Here is a 19,314-nt window from a genome sequence, read left to right as displayed (position 1 = left end):
TACATTTGTGTTGTGAAGAATTATTTAAAGATCCTGTCAATCGACGAATATTCCATTACGCCTAAGTACCTGCAACTCTCCAATGCTATTATCAGGGCCATTGAAAGCGGGCAGATTGTAAAGGATGATATGCTCCCTTCAATCAATGATCTCAGCTATGCACTGGATACTTCCCGCAATACCATTGAGCGCGTTTATAAGGAACTGAAGGAAAAAGGCATAGTAAGCTCGGTTCCGGGAAAAGGCTTTTTTATTTCCAATACCGATTTTCAGAAGCCACTTAAGATCTTCCTACTGTTCAACAAACTCAGCGCGCACAAGAAAATTATTTATGATGCCTTTGTTGCTACTATCGACGAGCAGGCTGCTATAGATTTTTATATCTACAACAACGATTTTTACTTTTTTAAAAAGATCATTGCCGAAAGTATCCAGAGCGATTATGCCAAATACATCATTATCCCACATTTTTTAGATAATGAAACCAAGGCTCATGAAATTATCAATACCATCCCTAAAGACAAGCTGATTTTACTGGACAACCTTGTACCTGGTGTAAACGGTAAATTTGCTGCTATATATGAGAATTTTGCGACCGACGTTTATGAGGCGTTGAAGAGCATGTTGGATAGCCTCAGTAAATACCATACGCTCAAGCTGATTTTCCCCGGCAAAACCTATCACTCTAAAGAGATTATGAAGGGCTTCCTGAATTTTTGCAGGCAGTATGCTTTTGAATACGGTATAGTTGAAACGTTATCTACAGAAACTATACAGAAAAATACCGTATATATCAGCCTTACAGAGGACGACCTGGTTGAACTTATTAAAAAGATCATCGCCTCCGATTTAAAAGTGGCTAAGGACGTTGGCGTGATATCCTATAACGAAACGGCGCTTAAAGAGATCATTCTTGACGGCATCACTACCATCTCAACCGATTTTAAATTGATGGGCAGCAAAACTGCCGAGTTTGCGCTGAATAACTGCCACGAGCATTTCGCTGTGCCGTTTACAGTGCGATTGAGAAGCTCGTTGTAACCCCCTACCCCCTAAAGGGGGAACGATAGTTTAAAAGTAACGATGATTGAAGACTTGCGAAGTTTTAAAACTTCGCAAGTCTGGATTTTAGCATATTATGTGCTGTTTACTTCAACTCCTTAACCTTAATACTCCTGAAAAACACTTCATTGCCATGATCTTGTAGTAATAAATGCCCTTCAGCGGCTTCGCCAAAGTTTTTCCAGATTTTGTACTTACTGATTGCTACCAGGTCGCGGAAAGTTTTTGAACCGCGTTCGTATTCCAGTACTTTAACACCGTTCAGGTAGTGCTCAACATGGTTGTTTGGATATACTACCACACGACCAGTATTCCAGGCACCTATCGGGTGTACAAAACGTTCTTGTTTATTGGCTTTGATAAGGTCATACAACGAGGCTAATGTACGGTCGCCATCGCGGCCAAGTTTGGCATCGGGGTGCAGTTTATCATCAAGTACCTGGTACTCCAAGCCAATAGCCGACCCTTTGGTAACTTCAGACAGGGTGACAAAATATTTGACACCGCTATTAGCACCCGGAGTAAGCTTAAACTCAAACGACAGGTCAAAAGCGCTATAATTATCATTGGTTACGATATCGCCGCCGCCTGATTCTTCTTGTCCTGCAGATGGCAGCACGTGCATAGTGCCGTTAGCATATTCCCAGCCTTTTTCAGGAAAACCTTTGAGGGTTGCACCGCGCCAGCCGGTATTGGTTTTGCCATCATATAATAACTTCCAGCCATTTGCTTTTTCGGCCGCTGTTAAGCTGTTTGGTGTAAGGTTAACAACATACACATCCTTTGGAAAAGGGGTGGCTTTTAAATTATTGGTCTTTAGATTAATATTCTTAAAGTATACCTTTTTGCCTGCCTGTTTTTCCTCACTTACCGCATGCACCTGTAAACCTATAAAGCCTTTGCTATCGATAGTATCAACAACATCGCTTGCAGGGACACCATTTACCCATGTCTTCATTTCGTTGCCGATACATTCAATTTTAATGTGATTGTATTCGCCTACTTTAAATGCATCTTTGGCTTTAGGGTTCAGATCAAGCGGATAAAGCCAATCGCGACGGCCTTCGTCATAAATACCACCAGTCCATTTGCGTGAGGACGGGTCTATTTCAAATTGCCTGCCATAAACTTTTCCTTTGCCCTTATTACCGGCCGGGTCGTAATGGCTGCGGGTTTGCACGCCCGAATTACTCAACTCACTTTCAATTTTTGCATCCAACTCTAATATAAAATTACCGTATTCCTTTTCGGTAACTAAAAATGAATTGCCCGAGTTGAGTACAGTAGTGCCTACTATAGCGCCGTCTTCTACTTTATAATCGGCATTGCCGGCAAGCTTTTTCCAGCCTTTAAGAGTTTTACCATCAAACAGTTTGGTTTGCGCGCTTACTGGGCTATATGCCGTTGACGCCAAAAGCATAATTGCAGGGTAGATTATTTTTTTCATATTTGATATTTTCTTGTTTGATTAAAAATATGTCATTGCGAGGAACGAAGCAATGAGCTCCCTCTAAATCTCCCCCAGAAGGGGAGATTTTAAAAGTTTTTAAAGCCCTCTCCTCTGGAGAGGGTTGGGTGAGGCTTACACTTTCACTTCCCAACCCTTTTCATACTCCCTGCGCCAGAGCTTTTGAGCTTCGGGGTCATTTAAAATATGACCATTATTTGGATCGATATGCAATACACGATCAACGCGATATGAGATATTGCCTAATTGCGGCAATAGGGTTGATTTGAAACCGATCTCAATCGGGCAATTCAGTTTATCTGTTCCTCTTACCGAATCGACAAAGTTTTTCATGTGGAAGCCATCCAGTGCCTCCGTCGGGCTTACTTTGTTGGTGCCGTCGACTTTGGTGTCGTCTTTAACCTCTTTTACCAGTTTATTATCACCATCGTAAACCCGATAGCTGTTGCCACTATCATAAAACAGCGTGCCTTTATCGCCATAAAATACTACTCCCCTGCTTAATTTTTCAATATCAAAGCCGTTGCAACTGCGGCATTCCCATTCGGCGGCCGTATTATTGGGGAAATTGTAAAGGATATTTTGTGTGTCGGGTGTTTGCCAGTCGTCATTAAAATGGAAGCGGCCGCCTGTTGATACCACTTTACTCGGATAATCAACACCAAGGCCCCAGCGGATCACGTCCAACTCATGGGTACCATTATTCAGCGCCTCACCCGTGCCCCAGTTCCAAAACCAGTGCCAGTTATAATGGATCAGGTTATCCTGGTAAGGCCTTCTTGGCGCAGGGCCCTGCCATAAATCATAATTTAAATTGGCTGGCACCGGCACCTGTTTGCCTTTGCCTATGCTTGCACGATGATTGGTGTACCAGCCCTTTGCATAATAAGCACGACCGATTACCCCGTCATGCAGTTCCTTCACCATGGCCTGCACATTAGAGAATGAGCGACGCTGGCTGCCCATTTGCACCAGTCGTTTATACTTATTTGCTGCTTCAACAGCCATCTCTCCCTCGTGCGGATTATGACTGCAAGGCTTTTCTACATACACATGTTTGCCGGCCTGGCAGGCCATGATAGTTGCTGGAGCATGCCAGTGATCGGGCGGTGCAACCACTACTGCATCGAGATCCTTTATCTCCAGCATTTTGCGGATATCTGTTAATCCCTGCGGCTTTTTGCCTGTTTGCTTATAGATAGCATCAATCGTTTTAGCAACTACGTTTGCGTCAACATCGCAGATATAACCGATCTCTATATTGGGTAATTTGGCAAAGCTTTGAGCAAGGTATAGGCCCCGGCTGTTAGTGCCCATCATGCCTAATACTACTTTTTCATTAGGCGATCCTTTAAAAAATCCGGTGGCTTTTGATAGTTGCGGCGCAAGCAGGAAACTTGTACCAGCTACGGCAGTGGATTGAATAAACTTTCTACGATTGATCATATTCAAAACAGGTTAATTGGGTTGATAAGCGCGCCCCGGCGGACCGCCCCGCAAATTAGCTAAGTTTTGGAAAGGGCTAAAGCTATCCGGCCATTTTTTTATGAAGCAATTGTAATTTAACTGTTACTTAATTGAACGGAAAGCTTAAGGCTGAAAGCGAAGATCGTTAACGTGAAATAATTTTGACAAGCAAATTGGCTTTAGGCTTTCAGCCCTAAGCTTTAGCTTTTAAAGCAGAAAGCCCCTTTACAGGGGCTCCGGGAGTATTAATTTGCAAAACATGCTTTAAACGAGAGGTTGTATCGAAAACACATCGAGCTTTGAGGTTTGAAAATTACGTACACGTTTGTACACACCGTTGCCGTTGCTGCTTCCGTCGGTATTGGTATTTCCCTCAATGGTATCAAATAAATCGCCATGCACGCCAATAACAATACCTGTATGTACCCAGTCGTTGGGTGTTTTCTGAACCAGGAAAATATCGCCGGGCCTTACTACAGCAGGATTAGCCCTTACTGTTGCAACACGGCTTAACAAACCTTTATTAATGCCGGTAGTACCCACAGTATCGCAACTATAGGTTAGCGGCATAAGTGTACGAAAATCTTTTCCTAACTGGCTTGCGGCCTGGTCAATGATGGTTTGTACAAACCCCATACACCAAAACCACTCTGTTCCTTCATTATTATCCATATAGGCCCGCACCCAGGGACCGCAATTACTTTGCCCCTTAATGGTAAGTTCAAATGGTGCGTTACCTAAATGTTGAATAGCTGTATTCACAACCAATTCCCTTAAGCCGGTACCTGCTACCGGGCTTTTAAATGCTTTTATCATGGGTTGGCATAACTCACCGAAAACATTGCTGTCAACAATGCCGGTTTGCGGCAGGTTTTTTGCTTTTTGGAAATTCTTAACTGCTGTTTCGGTGCCCGGGCCAAAGCTACCGTCAATGCCTGTTGCTGTACCTGCCGAAGGATTGGTAACCGCATACAGGTTAAGCCAGCTTTGAATTTTACTTACTTCTTTTTGATTGTTTGAGGCACCGCCTTTTTGTTGGGTAGCCGATATAGCTATTTCTTTGAGGTATTGTTTTTTGATCATAAAGGAAAGGTTTAATAGTGATAAGGTTTAGATATCGTAATAATGGATATTTCATTACCTTCAAAAGCAAAGCTAAAGCAATCATTACAACTATAACAGCGTACTGTTACGGGATTTAACAGGAAAGCTTACGTAGTTTTACGTAAGCTTTCCTGTTAGTGATTTTTAATATTGTATCGGCAACGGCACCAGCTTTAAATTCTGGCGCTGGTGCCAGTATGGATATATTGGGTCTACCTCGCTGGCGGCATCCAATTTTTTTACCTGCTCAACTGTCAAATTCCATCCTATTGCGCCGAGGTTTTGCTTAAGTTGCTCTTCGTTACGTGCGCCAATTACCAGGTTGGCAATAGTAGGCCTTTGCAGTAACCAGTTCAATGCTACCTGTGCCACAGATTTACCGGTTTCTTCAGCAACTTCGTCAAGCGCGTCAACAATATTGTATAAATGATCAAAATTTGTAGCCGGGCCATGGGCGCCGCCCTGCACGGTCCTCGAGTTTTCGGGGATTGGCTCTCCCCTCCTGAATTTGCCGCTTAGCTGGCCGGATGATAGCGGGCTCCAAACAATAGTGCTTACCTTCTGATCAATACCTAATGGCATCAGTTCCCATTCAAACTCGCGGTTAAGCAACGAATAATATGCCTGATGGGCTACATAACGGCTCCACCCATATCTTTCAGACACCGACAGTGATTTCATTAAATGCCAGCCCGAAAAATTGGAGCAGGCTATATAACGCACTTTACCGCTGGTAACCAAATCATCAAGTGCCCTTAATGTTTCTTCAACCGGGGTGTTCGCATCAAAGCCGTGCATATGATAAATATCTATTCTATCGGTATTTAAACGACGAAGACTGTCTTCGGCCGATTTGATCAGGTGATAGCGAGACGAACCATAATCATTAACGCCCTGCCCCATAGTAAACGTGGCTTTGGTTGAAATCAGCACTTCATTGCGGATGCCTTCCAGGGCCTTACCTAATATTTCTTCAGAAATGCCATGCGAATAAACGTTTGCGGTATCAAATAAGTTAACACCTGCATCAAGGCAAATATTTATTAGCTTCTTTGCCTCGTCAACCTGGGTATTGCCCCATGCTTTAAAAAACTCATTACCACCGCCAAATGTGGCCGTGCCGAAACTTAATACCGGCACCCTTAAACCGGATGCGCCTAATTGTCTGTATTCCATAGTTTAATGTTTTATGATGTAGCAGGCGGTAGCCTGTATTACAAATTTATGCGGAATGGTTGCTGGCAGGGATTTTTGCAAATCATAAGTTTGTCATTTATGGCCACGTGGCTGGAATTATTTTTAATTGCCAATGAAAATCGCCAGCCTATTTCCCCAAAATTACAGGCTTTTGGCCTACTCCAATTACATAAACCAACCGGCCATTGTCCATCTCTTTCGGATTTTTGTCACTATAACCTCTGGGTGATCTGGACCGCCTGTCCATATTAGTTCAGCTTCCAAAAAAGGATTTTTTGGAAGCTTTTGCCGCATTCACCCCGCCAAATATTATTCAATTAGGATAAAAGGCGCTTTAAATGAATCATTTAGGGAGATTTCTGTTTTTAAATAAACCAATCAACTAACGGACTGATCCAATCCGTACCTATTTCGCGCCAAAATAAAAAACACTTAGACTATCCTTGCTAAAAGTTTCTTAACGAATAACCTTCCTGAAATTACCGTTCTGATAACATTCATCTTATAAAAAAATTCGCCGCAAAGCCGCCGACCGGAAAATAACGGATTTGGCACAAGCCTCTATCGTATAACTAACCTTACCGTGTTGGGACACGCCAAACCGCATGTTAAATGCAACTTTTATTGCCATCTTAAAAATTCTTCTTCTATCATTGCATTATTTAATAATACTTCTGTTATATTCCCTGTTGATATAGCATATGATACAGCACGAAGAGGATTGGTATTGTCTCCACAAGCGAATATATTATCTACTGTTGTTTTCTGAAATGCATCTACTTTGATAAGTCCCTGTTCTGTCAATTCACAGCCCAATAATTCGGGAATTTTACAATGTTGTTCAAAAGGAGTTCTTGAATAGATAACTTTTAATTGAAAAGTGGAATTGTCTGAAAAAATTATTTCTTCAACTACTCCGTCTTTGTGTTTCAATGAGGTAATTTCCTTTTCAACTATTGAAATATTGTGTCTTTTGATTTCATCGGTTTGCTCTTGTGTCAATTCCGACTTTCCATTGGTAAATATGGTTAAATCATTTTTCCAGTTACGAATGAGTTGAGCCAAATGAAATGCAGCATATCCACTTACCAAAATCTCTGTTTTTTGATTCTTTACTTCATATCCGTGGCAATAGGGACAATGAAGTACTGTAATTCCCCAACATTCGGAAAATCCCTTAATGTTTGGCATGATGTCTTTTAAGCCTGTTGCAAAAACGAGTTTTTTAGCTGAAAATATTTTCCCTGATTGAGTTGAAATCTCAAAGCCTTTATCGGTTTTTGTTCTGCTAACGGCAAGGTCAGTTAAGAATTTTACTGTGTCGTATTTCAACACTTGTTTTTTTGCTTTTTCCGCAATAGCACTGGGTTTTTCTTCGTCTTGCGTAATGAAGTTGTGTGAATGAGGCGTTTGTCGGTTACAAGGCAAACCGCTGTCAATGATTAAAACATTTCTTAATGCTCTTCCCAAAGACATTGCTACTGAAAATCCTGCATAGCTTCCGCCAACTATGATTACGTCAAAACTTTTGTTATCTGCCATTTTGTTAAAATTTGAAAATGCTGTTAATGGAAAAGTTAATGCTAAAAAGCCCCTCTTGTTTAATTAGTTCTCATCTTGATGTTTTTTTCGTTTCAGTCAATTGTTTTTGGATGTGTCGCTTTCCAAATATGGCGGAATCAATTTATACATCACCGGCGTTACGATCCTTGAAAGTATGGTAGAACTGATCAACCCGCCAATTAATACAATCGCTAACGGTGCTATCAAAGGATTAGGATTCAGCGCAATCGGAAGTAAGCCGAAAATGGCGGTGATCGAAGTCAATACCACCGGAAGAAAACGGGTTTCGCCGGCCAAATTGATGGCCTCATCAATGCTGTGTCCTTCCAGACGTAGCTGGTTGGTAAAATCAACCAACAAAAGTGAGTTTTTAACCTGTATGCCTGACAGACCTATAAAACCAATAATGGATACCATTGACATTGGGTTGCCTGTCAGCAGTAACAGTACCACGCCACCAAGTATGCCTAAAGGTATGATCGACAGAACGATAATGATCCCTTTAAATGTTTTAAATTGTAACAGCAGCACGCCGACAAAGAGAAATGTGCTCAGTATGATCACAGACAGGAAGTTGCCGCCCAAAGCATCGCCTTCCGATTCCGCTTCTCCGGATAACTTGTAATAATAGCCCGGCGGCATTTTTAATTTATTCAGTTCAGGAACAACCTCTTTCAGGATATCATTGGCCAAGACATGCTCTTTGGTTAAGGAAGTAACTTTTACAAAGCGCGATTTATTGAAATGGTTGATCGCCGTTGGCGACGTTTCAAACGAGATAGTAGCAATCTGGTTAACCAGCACCGGGGTGCCCTGTATATTATTTACGTACAGATTCTTCAGGGCGTCCAGGTTCGAGAACTTATTCCTGGGCAGGGTGATCACCACATTCCGCGAATCGCCCCTGTCGTCGATATAGTCACCCACGTTTAGTCCCGCCACAGCCATTCTTACTACTTTATCCACGTCACTGGTAAGCACACCTAAGGTACGGGCCTTCTCTTTGTCAATTTTTATTTTAACGTCTGACTTATAGGTATTCAATTCGTTGTTGATATAAAAAGTGCCCGGATTTTTTTCAGGACCTCCTCCACTTTAAAGGAAAGCTTCCGTAAGGTGTCCTGATCCTCACCAAAAACCCTCACCACAATATTGGCTTCAATCGGAGTACCTTGTTCAAAATCTTTAACTTCTATCCTTGCATAAGGAAAATCGTTGAATTTTTTTCGCAGTTGTTTGATCAGATCTGTTTTCGATTTTGGACTTGCCTCTTCGTCCAGTTGAACGAATACCTGGGCGAAGTCAGGCTTTACATCCTGCTGGTGCACGTTGTAATAGATCTGTGGATTGCCTTTGCCCACGTTAGATGTGTAATAAACGATCTCTTTGTGTTTCTTCAGTTCACTTTCTACCAGCCTGGTTACCCGGTCACTTTCGGGAATATCAGCTTGCAGGGGCAGTTTGATATTGATCAGGAACATCGGCTTTTCAGAGGTCGGGAAAAGCTTAAACCCGGTTTGTGTAAATAAGAAAAAAGCAAGCCCGCTTAAGGCCAACGAGATCCCGATAGTAGTTTTGGGCCACTTTAAGGCAAGCGGCATTACCCGGGCATAAGACATGGTGAGGAAACGTTGCAGGTGCTTTAAAAGAAGTTACCCTCGCCATGGGTATGTGTCTTTAACATTCTGCTGCCCAGGAAGGGAACAAGCGTTAAGGCCACGATCATAGAAGCCAGTACACTGGTCATCACAGCCATCGGCAGGCTGCGGATAAACTCACCGGCCATATCGGGCAAAAAGGCAAGTGGCAGAAAGGCGATAACCAATGTAGCCGTACAGCCTATAACCGCTATCCCGATCTGTTGCGTACCTTTCAGGATAGCATCCTTCCGGGAGTGGCCCTCGCGAAGCCAGCGCTCGATGTTCTCAACCACCACAATACTATCGTCTACCAGCAGCCCCAATGCCACCACAAGCCCTACGATACTAAGCTGATTTAAGGAATATCCCAATAAGTTCATGGCAATGAGGCCCAGCGCCAAAGAAAGCGGGATAGAGATCATCACGATAAGCGATGCCCTGAATCCTAATGGCAGCAAGGTAATGATCACTAAAACGATGGCTAATCCAAAATCAAAACCCAGGTGGCCCAAGCGCTCGGAAACCATGTTAGCCTGGTCAAAGTTTTTAACAAGCCGGACATTCTCGGGCAGGCTTTTGCCGAATTCATCCAGTACCGGTAAAAACTCTTGCTGTACGCTGGCGATATTCACATTGTCTTTCATCCCCGCTGTAACCAGCACACAACGGTGCCCGTTCAGCCGGGTGATATGATCGGCAATGCCATCTTTGTAACTCACATCGGCTACATCCTTTAGGTAAATGATCTTGCCATTGGCATTATAAATAACGGTATTGGCCACATCATCAACGGCCTTGAACTTGCCGCTGGTCTTTACGTTGAATATCTTGCTGTCCAGGTTGATGCCGCCGCCGGGGATATCCGCTGCCTCGCTTTGTAAACTGCCTATGACCACATTGAGCGGTATTTTTAACTGTGCCAGTTTATCCAGCTGCATGTCGATACGGATCTCCTGCTCTGGCATTCCAAAATACTTAACATCCTTCAGGTTGGTGATCTTCTCCAGGCGCGTTTTCAAAATATCCGCTTCATCCCTTAATAACTTTCCGGAAGCGTTATCAGAAACTAACGCCACTTGCAGTACCTTTACATCAGATGAGGATATTTTTTCTGTTTTGATCAGATAAATATCTTTTGGAAGCTCGCTATTTTTTAAAGCGTTGATCTCTGTCGATATCTCCTGGTATTTGTTGTCTACGTCCACGCCATATTTAAACTTTGGCTGGATAACCGCAACACCGTCTTCCACAGTGGTCAGGATCTTTTCGATGTTTTCCAGTCTGTAAATTTTGTTCTCAATGGGTTTTACCACCTGCTCTTCCATATCTTTCGGACTCGTGCCTGGATAGATCACAGTGATTAGGTATTGCGGCGGATGGGTGGTTGGGTCTTCCGACCGTGGCATGGTAAACAACGTTAATACGCCTACTACAGCGACAAGCAAAAATATGATCAGTGTGAACTGGTAGTTCTTAACTGCGAAATTTGTGATTTTCATAACTGCAGCTTACTTGATGATTTTAATAATGGACTGTTCGTTGAGGTAGGCGCTGTTGGAAACCACGATCTGGTCTATACCTTCCAATTTATCCTTGAGATATACATTGTCGTTATCGAACTTCAGGATGGTAACCGGCACTCTTTTTACACGGGTCGCGCTAACGGTAGTAAACACAAAACCTTTATTGCCATCGGCCTCCACCAGCGATCCATAGGGGATCACCATCACAATTTCATCCTGGTGGGTGGCTATTTCCGCCTTGCCAAACATGCCAACCGCAGGTTTTATGCCACTTAAATTCAGCTTCAGCTCTACCTGGAACGATCCAAGGGCCTGGTCTGCAGCCTGCGACTTGCGAAATACCACCGCATCAAATTGCCTGCCTGCGTATCCATCGAGCGTGACTTTGGCTGTTTGCCCCGGTTTGACGATGGCCCATTCGCGGTCGGTCACCCCAACCTTTAGTGAATAACTGTTGTGCTGTTCGGTGGAATTGATGAGCAACACTGGCATTCCTTCGGCAATCACTTCCCCCTCATTGGCGATCTTCTTGCTCACAAAACCATCGGATGCTGCGTATATTTTGGAATAGCGGTCATTAAACGCCACCGCTTCCCGGGCCTTTTGCGCAACGTCAAGGGCAGTTTTAGTATTTTGTAACTGCTCTAAGGTATAAACGCTGTCTTTGTAAAGGTTCATTGCACGGCTGTAATCACGTTGTGCCTTTTCCACACCCAGGCTGGATTGAGCCAGACCGGCTGAAATCTCGGTTGAATTGAGCGTAGCCAGTAATTGGCCTTTTTTAAAGAACTGCCCTTCCTGTACGAAGATCCGGCTGATCACACCACCTATTTTAAAAGCATATTTGGCTTCATCTTCGGTGCTCACCAGGCCGGTTGCACTAATGTGGTCGGGAACTCCTAATATGGGAACCGATGCTGTTTTAACGGCGATGATATCCGGTTCACCCATTGCATTTTGTTCCTGGTGTTTTTGTTTGCAGGAGGTTAGCAGGAATATGGCTGCCATTATTATGCTGAGTAATTGAAGTTTTTTCATTGTTGTATGTTTTTATTGTTGAATTGTAAAACTGGCATTAGCTCGTTCGATAGCCGTATAGGCTATCCAAGTGTCGTAAAGGGCAATGTTGGCATTAAGCTGCGCATCTATCCACTGATTTTGGGCATCCAGCAGTTCGATGTAAATGGCCATTCCTTGCTTATATAGCTTGACCATATCGTTGTAGTAGGTCTGGCTGGTCTTCAACTGGGATTGTGCCGCCTCGTATTGTGCAATGGCGCTTTGCATGGCGGCCTGGCGTACTTTAAGCTCGGTAAGGAGTTGCTGCTGTACATAGTCGGTCTGTGATGCCAGGGCCTCTCGGTCTGCAATCGTTTGTTTTACCCGGTAACTATTTTTCCCGGAGGAGAACAGGTTCCATTCCAGGGAAACGCCAAATAAGTAGTATCGGCTCTGACTGTTGAACTTCCAGTCAAAAGCTTGTGAGCCCAAGTCAATAAAAGTGCCCAACTTGGGGATGATATAAGATTTGGCCAGCCCGTTCAGGTTGCCGTTAATGTCTTTAGCGATCCTGAGCTTGGATAATTCTTCCCTGGCGCTAACGCTATTCCCCAACAATTGCTCCCTTGCGGGTAGCGTGGTAATATCATCCAAAAGGATGCTGTCCGTTAGCGAGCGATTGATCAGGAAGTTAAAATAGTAGCGGGCCGATTCCGCAATTTTCTTTGCGCCGGTAAGTGAGGCATTGATCCTGGATACTTCGTTCTGACTTCTGAGCACAACTGTGCGATTTACTTTACTGTTGTCATACAGCTTGGTATTGATTCTTTGGCTTTCTTCCACCAGCCGGAGCGAGGATTCATAGATCCCGGTAGCATAAATGGCTTTCGAGTAATTATAATAAGCCGTTTTGATCTCTTTGACCAGTTCGCGTTTGTAAAGAAGTACTTCGGCTTTTTGCAGATCAACCTGCTGCTGCTTTATCCTTTTGTTATAGATGAGCTCCGCATTCAAAATTGGAAGTGAAGTGCGAAACTTGGCGTCATAAAAATTATCCGGGTTGAGCAGAATGTGCTGATTTTGCAGCTGCGGAAAAGCATTGCTGCCGGTCAGTTTATTCAGCGTGGAATAAACCCCGTTAAACAGGTCGCCTGTTGGAAAGTCTATCGTCCGTCCGCCGTCGGCTTTAGTATAGGTGGTTGAAAAAGTAACCTCGGGCCCGAACATGCTTTTTGCTTCTTTCAATGCATATACATTTTTTTCGAGTACAAAGTCCTGTTGCTTAATGCTCTGATTGGAGCTGAGCCCCTCGCGGATGTATTCATCCAGCCGGCTTTGAGCTTTTGCCGAGGTAGCGGCTATCAAGGTTGCCGCCACCAGGACAAAACCATATCGGATATGTGTTTTAGATTTCATTTTTAAACCACCGTTATAATTTTAAACATTGTTCAATAAAATATCAAAAAAAAGCGTTAACTTTTTCAAGGAGCGCGACAAAGCACTCATAGCCGCTCTGCATCAGTTCCTCATTCGTTCTGCCTATAAAACTTGTAGTACGGTCTCTGCAGAAGAGGGCACAAATGCCGTGCATTGCGGAAAGGATCATAAAAGTTAGATCTTCTGTATCCAAATCTTTGAATCTTCCCTTTTGCTGGCAGTCCTTAATTACAGAAGCCAGGCGGTCAATTGCTTCCTGTGCTATCTTAAAGCCACCATCATTTTCGGACATTTTTGTCGGTTCCTCCACCAGGAACATCAGGTTATAATAATCCTTGTTTTCCTGTGCAAATTGGATAAAGATGCGGCCCATCGCTTTCAGACGCTCAAAAGGATCACCTACCTTGTCTAAAACTTTGAACTGGTTGAGCAGTAACGCGAACCCTTCCTTATGCAGTTCCTGGAAAATCTCACTTTTATCTTTAAAGTAAAAATAAATAGAGCCTGGGCTGTAGTTGATCTCGTTGGCAATACTACGCATGCTGGCTTGTTCATAGCCTTTTTCAAGGAATACTTTACGTGCTCCGTTTAAAATGCGTTTATGCATTTCCTGTTTCTCTTCCAATTTTCGTTCTGCTATGCCCATTTTTATTAATAATAATATACAAATATAATAGCGCCGGCCAGGTGGCGAAATTTCGCACCACGATTCGGCGTTTAGTTTTTCATGCCGGGGCTAATTTGTCCCATAATATTTATAGCGGATTTTCGGCTCAATAATTTGAATCCAAATAGCATGAACCTATTCTTCCAACCCTGTACAACTCTCGGCTTCCGCCTGTTTTCCAGGGCCCTTACCAGTTCTTCGGCGACATCCTCAACAGAAGACATTACAAATTTTGGAAAATCACTGGTATGCCCACCTGCATGTGAATGAAAGTCTGAGGCTGCAGCACCGGGATTAAAACCCATCACAAAAATTCCTTTTTTCTTGAACTCATACCATAGTGATTCCGAGAAATTGGCGACAAAACCTTTGGTAGCTGCATAAACTGATCCGCCCGGAAGGGAAGAATGCGCAAGCAGGGAACCAATATTTACCAAAGCATCACCCTGCCTGGCATTTTGCAAAAACGCATAAGATAAGGTTACCAGGGCATTCATATTGAGCTGCATGGTTGCCAGTTGCTCGTCCAATGGGATGTCAATAAACTTTCCGTAAATACCAGCACCTGCATTGTTGATCAGAACATCGTATTCCCCGGTTTTCAAATGCTCCGCTACTTTTTGCAGGTTGTCTTTATCCGTTAGGTCCGCAACCAAAATGGTATGGCCAGTACCATCCAGATCTTTTATTGCCTTATTTAACTTTTCCTCGCTACGGGCTACCAGTGATACTTGGTAATTTTGAGAAGCCAGGCGTCTGGCTATTTCCAGCCCTATGCCGCCGCTCGCTCCTGTGATCAATACTTTTTTTCATGATTATCCGGTTAATATTTTTTAAACATGTCAAAATTATTGAACAGCGTTCAAATAATTAAATTAATTTATTAATCTGACGTCAGCATGATAGTCGGATTAATAAATTGTTATAAGTCGAGTGAAAACTTGCCGTGAAAGTAAGGAAGGAATATTTCGTCAGAAGTACGGCGAACTGGTATGCCGATATTGCCTTGTAGCCTTATGCCCAGGCTTACCTGCACAATGATGTGCCCAGCTATGTGCTTGCTCAATAACGCTGGCATCATGTCGCGGAAGGCGCGTAAAAGCGCCCAGGGATGGGATTTAACTTATGCGACCAATCATCTCGGCCCTTTTGCATTGACGGAGACGTTGGCAACTCATCTTCCCGATAGCGGCGATGGCTTTGGCACGAGAAAACCCGAGGCAATGTGTCAATGCGCTGGAGCCGGGAATAACCCCGCGGGACCAATCTTGGCGGCGAGGACACCAATGCTATTTTACGTTACCTGTTTGGTAAAATATTTTCATTGATCCCTGCCGTTGCCCAATATAAAAGCACGCCCGAAAAAACCGCCATTGCCAATAGTCTTTGCCCGATAGTCCGGTCTCACTACGCGTATTCGAGGTAAATGCCCTTAATGAATTGCGATCAATCGGTAACTTTTGAGCGAATGATAGTAAATTATGAGCGACGAATAGGAAAGTAACCGGAAAACGTAATTTAATCATCTCCAAAAATAATTTTATTCTCAATGCTGGTTTGCACTATAATTTTAACGGTTTTTTATTGATCAACCTAAAACCATATTCCATTCGCTTGTCAGACTCCTATAAATAAAAGCATCCATAGAAGTCATGGTAGCTTGAATGGAACATGGATTCGGTTCCTGGTTTCAAAAACAGGTAATAATCTTTTCAATAAATAAACTCTGCGAACATGGAACTGGATCAATAATGATCGAACTTTCTTCATTATCCGTTCTATATCTGATGCGATTTCCGGAGAATAGAGGTTATCTTATCTTTTGCATCTACAACCTCACAGGTGCCTGTAGTTTGACTTTTCGCCCAATAAGCCGCTATTTTACCACCGGAAAATTACCGCCGTCAATGAAGTAATTCGCTCCGCTGATATAAGATGCTTTTGGCGATGCCAGGAAGTAGATAAGTTCAGCCGTTTCTTCCGGTTCTGCCATCCTGCCCAGCGGTACCCCGCCAACGCGGTCAAAGAGCTTTTGTGTCATCTCATCAAACGTGATGCCTTCTTTGGCTGCCAGCTGACCCAGAAAATCAGACATTGCTTCCGTTTTATTAAGTCCGGGGAAACAGTAAGTACACGGACGCCATACGGGCCTGCTTCATCAGCGAGTGATTTACTGTAAGAGGTCAGCGCCGCTTTGGCCGCACTATAAGCCATGGTTGATTCCCAAATCGGGTACTGGCCGCTGGTGGAAGAGATGTGGATGATTACGCCGCTTTTCCTTTCCAACATTTTTGGCAATAAGGCCCGGTCTAAACGTACCGATGATAGCAGGTTGATCTCCAGCGCCTGGTACCAATGCTCATCAGCAAGCGTACTGAAACCGCCACCGGGAAAGGTGTTCGCTCCCATATTATTGATCAGAATATCAACCCCGCTATACCTTTCGCTAATCTCTGCCGCGACTTTTTCTACATCCTCACGCTTTGCCAGATCGGCGGCAATAAAGTGATATGGCTTATTATGCTCATCCGGCTTGTTTCGTGCCGTAACGATGACCGTTGCGCCGGCCTGTGATAATCTCGCGGTTACCGCTTTACCTATGCCTTTGGTGCCGCCTGTTACCAGTGCTATTTTTCCTTCAAGATCCCTGATCAGTTGCTGCTGTATTTCCATTTTTCTATGTTATTTACTTTTGTTTCACAAAGAAACTAAAGCAGATGAACTATATTTGATGATACACTGCTATTAGTGGTTACAAGCTGGTAACTAAAGCAAAATAGCAGTAACCTATTGGTAACTAACAAATGAGAAAGATGCTGCAAAATCCCGAAAACTGCGCTGTTGTAAGAACGGTGGGTTATATCGGAAACAAATGGAAACCCATCATACTGGTGCGCTTGCTGAACGGAGGAAAGGTTCGGTTTGGCAAGCTTTGTGTGCAAATGGCTGATATTTCACGCAAAATACTCAGTCAGCAATTGAAGGAGCTGGAAGAGGATGGACTGATCATCCGTCATACTTATATGGAAAAGCCGCCACGGGTAGAATATGAGCTCAGTGAACTGGGCAAAACGCTTATTCCGGTGTTGAAAGCCATGTATGACTGGGGAAATCAGATCGCACTGCCGGAACAGCAGGGGACCTGGGATCCGGTAGTGAAATGATAGCATAGTTTTTCATAACAAGGCGATCCTTATCAAATCACAACAGTACTTTAATGGTCATCGACCAACTCTTTTAATGGCATACAAGAAAGCATCGCTCAGAACAGGTTTCCTGCATGAGGCGGTTTTGTTGGATTGGATCAACCACAATTAACAGAACGATCAGTTAAAAGATTGCCGGAATTCCAGTGGCGAGAGGCTGGTTTTGGTCTTAAACAGTTTACTGAACGACTGCAGGTGTTCGAACCCGAGTTCATAAGCGATCTCGCTGACCGTAAGGTTGGTCGTGGACAATTTTTCCTTGGCCAGCTCTATCAGCTTATGATGCAGGTGCTGCTGCATGGTTTGCCCGGTCAGTGTTTTGAGCAGGCTGCTAAGATACCCCGGGGAAATATTCAGTATTTCGGCGATGTGGGTTACGCTCGGCAGACCCTGCTTCGCTAAGGTTCCGCTGTTAAAATAACTGTCCAGATGATCTTCCAGCCTAGTCAATAGTTCATGACTGGATTTTTTACGGGTAATAAATTGACGCTGGTAAAAACGTTCCGAATAGGTGAGCAATAACTCCAGTTGCGCAATGATGACGCTTTGGCTGAAACGGTCGATAGCGGTGTTATATTCCTGTTCTATCTGGCCCGCGATCGCGGTGAGCATTGTCTCTTCCTTTTCGGACAGGTACAGCGCCTCGTTCACCGAATAGCTAAAGAACTCATACTGTTTGATGTTTTTGGCCAGCGCCGTGTTCCACAGAAAGTCCGGGTGGATCAGGACCATCCAGCCTTCAGGCTTTTTTGTTGTATGCTCCACACTTTCCACGCCAAACAACTGACCGGGCGACATAAAGAAGAGCACACCCTCGTCAAAGTCGCTGTTTTGCTGGCCATAGCGGAACTTGACATGCTGCATTTTCTTCATCGAGATCCAGTAAAAGTCCCCCACCAGGCTAAATGGCACCTCGGCGATCGGCAGGTTAATATTTTCCATGCGGACCACACTGATCAGCGGATGAGCTGGTTTGGGCAAGCCCACGGCACGATGATAGTCGCTGATGGTGCTGAAACGGAAAGGCGTTGAATTGCTCATCACACAAGGTACTTAATTTTGATGGTATACCCGGGCAAACTCCTGGGCAAAATTTGTGAGCTTAACGTTGCCCATTTTCGGGTGATTACGATGAAAGTTTTCCAGCGGTTTACCGCTGTGCATAGCGGCCTGCATTTCTACCAAAGTTTCCGCGAGTTTTTCGGGTACTTTAGCCATTTTCAATCCCTGCAGCATGGCTTTATCGCTCAGCAACACCCATTTCAGCCAGGGCTTGCCTACCGCCGTGCCGATGATCCTGGCCGCTTCGTTGCAGGTCAGCTCCTCACTGCCTACATAGCGAATGGTGCTTTGCTCAGTCATCAGCACCAGCTCTTCCGCGACTGCCACGGCAATATCTTTGGGCGATACGAAAATAATGCGGTCGTCACCGCCACAATTGCCCATCAACAGGCCGGTCTTCCCCGTCAGCAATGCCCAAAAGCCGGAGTAACGCAGTGTGAGTAGTTTGCCCATCAGGCCCCTGCCTTTGATCATGTCGACATGCTGATAAAAGTTCGTATAAAATGATCCGGGGCGCATAAAAGTCACGGAAGCTTCCAGGCTGTTAAACTCGTTCTCGAGGTTTTCGCTTTTGATCAGGTCGGCGACCCAACCGCTCATCACGACTACGCGCTTGACCTTCGTTGTGTTTAAAGCTTGCACGTAGTTTTTAGCTATCCGGCGCAGGTACTTGCCCAGGTCCGGCTCCGTAAAACTGAGCGGAATCATGGCGTAAACCGCATCTGCCCCCTGAAAGGCTGCTGTAAGGAAATCAACATCGGCAATAGAGCCTATGGCAGCCGAAGCGCCCAGCGCTTCAATGGCTGTTTGTTTTTTTACATCACTGCTGATTACAGTAACCTCGTGTTCCAGAGTTACCAATATTTCTGTCAGCGGTTGGCTAATGTTCCCTAAAGAACCGGTTACAACTAACTTCATC

The 19,314-nt window shown here is 44.2% G+C and carries 17 protein-coding genes and 1 pseudogene; 2 read left to right on the top strand and 16 right to left on the bottom strand.

Features of this window, described 5'->3' with window-relative positions; all coding sequences use genetic code 11:
* Positions 1-12 precede the first annotated feature (12 nt).
* On the top strand, positions 13-1,041 hold the full coding sequence (locus tag ACRQ5D_RS22925) for a GntR family transcriptional regulator (protein WP_091164877.1): 1,029 nt from the start codon (positions 13-15) through the stop codon (positions 1,039-1,041).
* A gap of 106 nt (positions 1,042-1,147) precedes the next feature.
* On the opposite strand, the gene ACRQ5D_RS22920 is transcribed toward ACRQ5D_RS22925, so the two are convergent.
* The 14 genes and pseudogenes from ACRQ5D_RS22920 to ACRQ5D_RS22855 form a co-directional block, all read right to left on the bottom strand.
* The gene (locus ACRQ5D_RS22920; RefSeq protein WP_091164879.1) at positions 1,148-2,509 is read right to left on the bottom strand and encodes a 3-keto-disaccharide hydrolase; all 1,362 of its coding nucleotides are present in this window, start codon (positions 2,507-2,509) and stop codon (positions 1,148-1,150) included.
* Positions 2,510-2,644: 135 nt separating this feature from the next.
* Entirely contained in the window at positions 2,645-3,976 is a 1,332-nt protein-coding gene (locus ACRQ5D_RS22915) for a Gfo/Idh/MocA family protein (RefSeq protein ID WP_091164881.1), read from the bottom strand.
* A 285-nt stretch (positions 3,977-4,261) separates the two neighbouring features.
* Positions 4,262-5,080, bottom strand: a complete 819-nt coding sequence (locus ACRQ5D_RS22910; RefSeq protein ID WP_091164883.1) for a peptidoglycan-binding domain-containing protein — start codon at positions 5,078-5,080, stop codon at positions 4,262-4,264.
* A gap of 165 nt (positions 5,081-5,245) precedes the next feature.
* Positions 5,246-6,277 (bottom strand): aldo/keto reductase, encoded by a 1,032-nt coding sequence (locus tag ACRQ5D_RS22905; RefSeq protein ID WP_091164884.1) that lies wholly within the window; start codon positions 6,275-6,277, stop codon positions 5,246-5,248.
* A gap of 642 nt (positions 6,278-6,919) precedes the next feature.
* Positions 6,920-7,840 carry an NAD(P)/FAD-dependent oxidoreductase gene (locus tag ACRQ5D_RS22900; RefSeq protein WP_176844412.1) on the bottom strand — a complete coding sequence of 307 codons (921 nt, stop codon included), beginning with the start codon at positions 7,838-7,840 and terminating at the stop codon, positions 6,920-6,922.
* 96 nt (positions 7,841-7,936) lie between these two features.
* A pseudogene (locus ACRQ5D_RS22895) lies at positions 7,937-9,462 on the bottom strand (efflux RND transporter permease subunit).
* A gap of 41 nt (positions 9,463-9,503) precedes the next feature.
* Positions 9,504-11,000 (bottom strand): efflux RND transporter permease subunit, encoded by a 1,497-nt coding sequence (locus ACRQ5D_RS22890; protein ID WP_432326727.1) that lies wholly within the window; start codon positions 10,998-11,000, stop codon positions 9,504-9,506.
* Between the two features lie 9 nt (positions 11,001-11,009).
* Positions 11,010-12,062 (bottom strand): efflux RND transporter periplasmic adaptor subunit, encoded by a 1,053-nt coding sequence (locus tag ACRQ5D_RS22885; RefSeq protein ID WP_431200534.1) that lies wholly within the window; start codon positions 12,060-12,062, stop codon positions 11,010-11,012.
* A gap of 12 nt (positions 12,063-12,074) precedes the next feature.
* Complete coding sequence (locus ACRQ5D_RS22880) at positions 12,075-13,439, bottom strand: TolC family protein (RefSeq protein ID WP_431200533.1); 1,365 nt, start codon at positions 13,437-13,439, stop codon at positions 12,075-12,077.
* 43 nt (positions 13,440-13,482) lie between these two features.
* Positions 13,483-14,106, bottom strand: a complete 624-nt coding sequence (locus ACRQ5D_RS22875) for a TetR/AcrR family transcriptional regulator (RefSeq protein ID WP_432326725.1) — start codon at positions 14,104-14,106, stop codon at positions 13,483-13,485.
* A gap of 71 nt (positions 14,107-14,177) precedes the next feature.
* On the bottom strand, positions 14,178-14,927 hold the full coding sequence (locus ACRQ5D_RS22870) for an SDR family NAD(P)-dependent oxidoreductase (RefSeq protein WP_432326723.1): 750 nt from the start codon (positions 14,925-14,927) through the stop codon (positions 14,178-14,180).
* A 122-nt stretch (positions 14,928-15,049) separates the two neighbouring features.
* Entirely contained in the window at positions 15,050-15,208 is a 159-nt protein-coding gene (locus ACRQ5D_RS22865) for a hypothetical protein (RefSeq protein WP_176844510.1), read from the bottom strand.
* Positions 15,209-16,003: 795 nt separating this feature from the next.
* Positions 16,004-16,168, bottom strand: coding sequence for an SDR family oxidoreductase (locus ACRQ5D_RS22860; RefSeq protein WP_432326721.1), 165 nt, complete (start codon positions 16,166-16,168; stop codon positions 16,004-16,006).
* Positions 16,165-16,800 carry an oxidoreductase gene (locus ACRQ5D_RS22855; protein ID WP_432326719.1) on the bottom strand — a complete coding sequence of 212 codons (636 nt, stop codon included), beginning with the start codon at positions 16,798-16,800 and terminating at the stop codon, positions 16,165-16,167. Before ACRQ5D_RS22855 ends, ACRQ5D_RS22860 begins: the two co-directional genes overlap by 4 nt.
* 131 nt (positions 16,801-16,931) lie before the next feature.
* On the opposite strand from ACRQ5D_RS22855, the gene ACRQ5D_RS22850 reads away from it, so the two are divergent.
* Complete coding sequence (locus tag ACRQ5D_RS22850) at positions 16,932-17,291, top strand: winged helix-turn-helix transcriptional regulator (protein WP_091170936.1); 360 nt, start codon at positions 16,932-16,934, stop codon at positions 17,289-17,291.
* 162 nt (positions 17,292-17,453) lie between these two features.
* On the opposite strand, the gene ACRQ5D_RS22845 is transcribed toward ACRQ5D_RS22850, so the two are convergent.
* Positions 17,454-18,374, bottom strand: a complete 921-nt coding sequence (locus ACRQ5D_RS22845; protein WP_091170933.1) for a helix-turn-helix domain-containing protein — start codon at positions 18,372-18,374, stop codon at positions 17,454-17,456.
* Between the two features lie 12 nt (positions 18,375-18,386).
* Positions 18,387-19,313 (bottom strand): NAD(P)H-binding protein, encoded by a 927-nt coding sequence (locus ACRQ5D_RS22840; RefSeq protein WP_091170930.1) that lies wholly within the window; start codon positions 19,311-19,313, stop codon positions 18,387-18,389.
* Position 19,314: the final 1 nt, after the last annotated feature.

Source organism: Mucilaginibacter sp. P25, from assembly GCF_050859465.1.
GTDB classification, from domain to species: Bacteria; Bacteroidota; Bacteroidia; order Sphingobacteriales; family Sphingobacteriaceae; genus Mucilaginibacter; species Mucilaginibacter gossypii.
The sequence above is the reverse complement of the archived record's forward strand: the minus strand, read 5'-3'. Positions and strand labels throughout refer to the sequence as shown.

What these genes read in the sequence shown, in the direction of transcription:
- ACRQ5D_RS22920 (WP_091164879.1), bottom strand. Translation starts at nt 2,509, where the DNA reads ATGAAAAAAATAATCTACCCTGCAATTATGCTTTTGGCGTCAACGGCA.
- ACRQ5D_RS22915 (WP_091164881.1), bottom strand. Translation starts at nt 3,976, where the DNA reads ATGATCAATCGTAGAAAGTTTATTCAATCCACTGCCGTAGCTGGTACA.
- ACRQ5D_RS22910 (WP_091164883.1), bottom strand. Translation starts at nt 5,080, where the DNA reads ATGATCAAAAAACAATACCTCAAAGAAATAGCTATATCGGCTACCCAA.
- ACRQ5D_RS22905 (WP_091164884.1), bottom strand. Translation starts at nt 6,277, where the DNA reads ATGGAATACAGACAATTAGGCGCATCCGGTTTAAGGGTGCCGGTATTA.
- ACRQ5D_RS22900 (WP_176844412.1), bottom strand. Translation starts at nt 7,840, where the DNA reads ATGGCAGATAACAAAAGTTTTGACGTAATCATAGTTGGCGGAAGCTAT.
- ACRQ5D_RS22890 (WP_432326727.1), bottom strand. Translation starts at nt 11,000, where the DNA reads ATGAAAATCACAAATTTCGCAGTTAAGAACTACCAGTTCACACTGATC.
- ACRQ5D_RS22885 (WP_431200534.1), bottom strand. Translation starts at nt 12,062, where the DNA reads ATGAAAAAACTTCAATTACTCAGCATAATAATGGCAGCCATATTCCTG.
- ACRQ5D_RS22880 (WP_431200533.1), bottom strand. Translation starts at nt 13,439, where the DNA reads ATGAAATCTAAAACACATATCCGATATGGTTTTGTCCTGGTGGCGGCA.
- ACRQ5D_RS22875 (WP_432326725.1), bottom strand. Translation starts at nt 14,106, where the DNA reads ATGGGCATAGCAGAACGAAAATTGGAAGAGAAACAGGAAATGCATAAA.
- ACRQ5D_RS22865 (WP_176844510.1), bottom strand. Translation starts at nt 15,208, where the DNA reads ATGATGCCAGCGTTATTGAGCAAGCACATAGCTGGGCACATCATTGTG.
- ACRQ5D_RS22860 (WP_432326721.1), bottom strand. Translation starts at nt 16,168, where the DNA reads ATGACACAAAAGCTCTTTGACCGCGTTGGCGGGGTACCGCTGGGCAGG.
- ACRQ5D_RS22855 (WP_432326719.1), bottom strand. Translation starts at nt 16,800, where the DNA reads ATGGAAATACAGCAGCAACTGATCAGGGATCTTGAAGGAAAAATAGCA.
- ACRQ5D_RS22850 (WP_091170936.1), top strand. Translation starts at nt 16,932, where the DNA reads ATGAGAAAGATGCTGCAAAATCCCGAAAACTGCGCTGTTGTAAGAACG.
- ACRQ5D_RS22845 (WP_091170933.1), bottom strand. Translation starts at nt 18,374, where the DNA reads ATGAGCAATTCAACGCCTTTCCGTTTCAGCACCATCAGCGACTATCAT.
- ACRQ5D_RS22840 (WP_091170930.1), bottom strand. Translation starts at nt 19,313, where the DNA reads ATGAAGTTAGTTGTAACCGGTTCTTTAGGGAACATTAGCCAACCGCTG.